Origin of the sequence: Streptomyces sp. YS-3 (assembly GCF_045257485.1) — a bacterium.
Classification (GTDB): domain Bacteria; phylum Actinomycetota; class Actinomycetes; order Streptomycetales; family Streptomycetaceae; genus Streptomyces.
The window spans coordinates 1-3589 of record NZ_JBJHPC010000677.1 but is presented as its reverse complement, the minus strand read 5'-3'; the positions used below and the strand labels follow the sequence as shown (position 1 = coordinate 3589).

The 3589-nt window shown below is 74.3% G+C and carries 4 protein-coding genes; 2 read left to right on the top strand and 2 right to left on the bottom strand.

Annotated elements, in window-relative coordinates; genetic code table 11:
* Window positions 1-929 (top strand): LD-carboxypeptidase (locus tag ACJA3G_RS33095; RefSeq protein ID WP_406556726.1); only part of this gene is annotated, 929 nt, incomplete at its 5' end.
* 59 nt (window positions 930-988) lie between these two features.
* On the opposite strand, the gene ACJA3G_RS33090 is transcribed toward ACJA3G_RS33095, so the two are convergent.
* Window positions 989-2080, bottom strand: a complete 1092-nt coding sequence (locus ACJA3G_RS33090) for an adenosine deaminase (protein WP_406556725.1) — start codon at window positions 2078-2080, stop codon at window positions 989-991.
* A gap of 33 nt (window positions 2081-2113) precedes the next feature.
* Window positions 2114-2854 carry a GntR family transcriptional regulator gene (locus tag ACJA3G_RS33085; RefSeq protein ID WP_406556724.1) on the bottom strand — a complete coding sequence of 247 codons (741 nt, stop codon included), beginning with the start codon at window positions 2852-2854 and terminating at the stop codon, window positions 2114-2116.
* 277 nt (window positions 2855-3131) lie between these two features.
* Between ACJA3G_RS33085 and ACJA3G_RS33080 the strand changes: the two genes are divergently transcribed.
* Window positions 3132-3569, top strand: a complete 438-nt coding sequence (locus ACJA3G_RS33080; protein WP_406556723.1) for a YdeI/OmpD-associated family protein — start codon at window positions 3132-3134, stop codon at window positions 3567-3569.
* Window positions 3570-3589: the final 20 nt, after the last annotated feature.

The window sequence follows — 3589 nt, the reverse complement described above, 5'->3', positions numbered from 1 at the left end:
CCCCCACCCCGCTCACCCGCCCGCCGCGGCTGCGGCCGGGCGCCCGGGTGGCGGTGGTGTCCCCCAGCGGACCGGTGGTGGACGAGCGGCTCGACGCCGGGCTCGACATCCTGCGCGGCTGGGACCTCGACCCGGTCGTGATGCCCCATGCCCGCGACCGCCACCCGCGGTTCCGCTACCTCGCGGGCGGCGACGAGGACAGGGCGCGCGACCTCCAGGAGGCGTGGTGCGACCCGTCGGTCGACGCGGTGCTCTGCGCGCGCGGCGGGTACGGGGCGCAGCGCATGGTGGACCTGGTCGAGTGGAGCGCGCTGCGGGCCGCCGGGCCCAAGGTGTTCGTCGGCTACAGCGATGTGACCGCGCTGCACGACGCGTTCGCGGCCCGCCTCGGCATCTCCACCCTGCACGGGCCGATGGTGTCGGCCGAGACGTTCCTCAAGGACGACCCGACCCAGCGCTCCCTGCGCACCACGCTCTTCGCACCCGAGGCGGCCCGCACGCTCGGCCTGGAGAGCGCCCGCCCCATGGTGGCGGGCCGGGCCCGGGGAGTCACCGTGGGCGGCTGCCTCGCGCTGCTCGCCGCCGGCCTCGGCACCCCGGACGCCATGGCCTCGGTGCGCGGGGGACTGCTGCTCCTGGAGGACGTGGGCGAGGAGGACTACCGGATCGACCGCGTCCTGACCCAGCTGCTGCGGTCGGGATGGCTGGACGGGGTGGCCGGGGTGGTGCTCGGCTCCTGGGAGGCGTGCGGACCGTACGAGAGGGTGCGGGCCGTGCTGGCCGACCGGCTCGCCCCGCTCGGGGTGCCGGTGGTGGAGCACTTCGGCTTCGGCCACTGCGCCCCCTCGCTCACCATGCCGCTCGGGGTGCCCGCGGTGCTGGACGCCGACGCGGGCACGCTCACGTTGGAGGTGCCCGCGTTGGTGTAGGCCGTACGCCGGGAGGGCCCGCCGCCGAGGAAGGCGGGCCCCGGGGACGCGCGGGCCTGCTACAGCGCCGCGTATCCCGGGCGGACCAGCTCGTCGATGATGCGGCGGCGCTCCGGCAGCGGCAGGAACGCGGCCTCCACGGCGGCGACGGTGAACTGCTCGAACACCTCGGGCCCGTAGCCGAAGGCGTCCACCATGTGCTGGAACTCCTCGCTCATGGTGGTGCCGGAGACCAGCCGGTTGTCGGTGTTGAGGGTGACCCGGAAGCCGAGGCGGCGCAGCAGGTCGATCGGGTGCGAGGCGTAGTCCTTGGCCGCGCCCGTCTGGAGGTTCGAGGTGGGGCACACCTCCAGCGCGATGCGGTTGTCGCGCAGATAGGAGGCGAGGTGGCCGAGGTCCGCGGTGCCGTCCTCATGGACCGTGATGTCATCGGTGATCCGCACACCGTGACCGATGCGCTCGGCGCCGCAGATCTGCACGGCCTCGTGGATCGACTCGGCGCCGACGGCCTCGCCCGCGTGGATGGTGAAGTGGCAGTTCGACCGCTTCAGATGCTGGAAGGCGGGGAGGTGGCGGGCCGGCGGGTTGCCGATCTCGCCGCCCGCGATGTCGAACCCGGCCACCCCGCGGTCGCGGTGCGCCACGGTCAGCTCGGCGATCTCCAGGGAGCGGTCGGTGTGGCGCATCCCGGTGAGCAGGGCGCGCACGGTGATCCGGCCGCCGGTGCGGCGCTCGCCCTCGCGCAGGCCCGCGTTCACCGCGTCGACGACCTCGTCCAGGGTGAGCCCGCGCTCCAGGTGCTGCTCGGGCGCGTACCGCACCTCCGCGTAGACGACCCCGTCCGCCGCCAGGTCCTCGGCGCACTCCGCCGCGATCCGCTCCAGCGCCTCGCGGGTCTGCATCACCGCGCAGGTGTGGGCGAAGGTCTCCAGGTAGCGCTCCAGCGAGCCGGAGTCCGCCGCGTCGCGGAACCAGACCGCGAGCGCCGCCGGGTCCTCGGTCGGCAGGCCCTCGTAGCCGCAGGCGCGGGCCAGCTCGACGATGGTGGCGGGACGCAGACCACCGTCGAGGTGATCGTGGAGGACGGCCTTGGGCGCGCGGCGTATCCAGTCGGCGACGGGCTGGGCGGCGAGGTTGTCAGACAAGTGCATGACCGGGGAGTGTACAGCCTCGGTCCGCGCCGCCTAGCCGCTGTGGAGCACGGGGAGGGCCGGGGCCCCGCTGGGCAGCATGTGCTTGGCGGCGAGGACGGGGGTGCCCGCCACCCGTACGACCTGCGTGACCAGGACGGCGGGGGTCTCCGCCGGGCGCTCCAGCTGCTCGCCCCGGCGACGGCCGAGCAGGGTCGCCGTCACCCCGCTGTGCGCGCTCAGCGGTACGCCCCGGGAGGCGTCCACCAGCACCGCGAGCATGGACCGGACCGGCTCGCCGGCCAGGGCGGCGGCGAAGGCGGGGTGCAGCCGTTCGAGCACATCCCGGGGCGCGGCCCACTCATGGCACAACGCCACCGACAGACCCTCTCCGACCAGCACGGTCTCCCAGAACCGCAGCTCCGCGCCGGCGCCGGGGAGGAGGTGCTGGGTGGTGAAGTCGGTCGGCTCCTCGACGCTGCGCAGCAGGGCGCGCACCCGCACGGGCCCGCCCGCGCCGAGCAGCTCCTCCAGCGGCTGGAGCTGCTCGAAGCCGCGCCGGGGCGGCCGGTCGTTCACGGTCCGCCCCACGCCCCGGCGCACCGAGAGCAGGCCGTCCTCCTGGAGCAGCAGCAGGGCCTCGCGCAGCGCCGGACGGCTCACCCCCAGCTCGCCCGCGAGCCTCGGCTCCGAGGGCAGGGTGGAGCCCGGCGGATAGGTGCCGTCGTGGATCGCGTCGGCGATCCGCTCGTACAGGGCGACGACCGGCCTGCGCTGCTGTCCGCTGACTGCCATGGCGCAAGCATGGCCCGCCCTCCACTTGTCTGACAAGGCGGCGGGGGGTGGGCGCACCCGACCGTAACCGCCGCTCACCCGTACGGACCGCTCCGGCGCCCCCTCCCGTACGCCACCGCCTCATCCTGTACGGAAGGCGTGCCGCGAACCCGCGGCCGGCCCGCCCGGGGCGACGCGACGGTCACGGGAACAGCCGCGGCAACAGCCGGATGCGGGCCAACTCCCGGTATATCGTGGCCCGTTGTCACGGCAAACGGTACGGACGAGGAGTGCGAGCATGAAGTTCAAGGCCACGGTCATCCCGTCCGGCAACGCGCTGGGCGTCGAGGTGCCCCAGGACGTCATCGACGAGCTCGGGCAGGGCAAGCGGCCCCCCGTGGTGGTCGGGATCAATGGCCACTCCTGGCGTACCAGGGTCGCCGCCATGCGCGGTCAGATCCTCATCGGTATCAGCGCGGCCAACCGCGAGGCGAGCGGTGTCGACCTCGGTGAGGAGATCGAGGTGGAGCTCCGGCTCGACGAGGAGCCGCGCGTGGTCGAGGCACCGGACGACCTCGCGGCCGTGCTCGACGCGGACCCGGCGCTGCGCGGGGCGTACGAGCGGATGGCCTTCAGCCTCAAGCGCAAGCAGGTCGGGGAGATCGAGAGCGCCAAGAGCCCCGAGACGCGGCAGCGGCGCATCGACAAGCTGGTCGAGTCGCTCCGGGGCAAGTGACCCCCAGGGCAGCCCGCCCG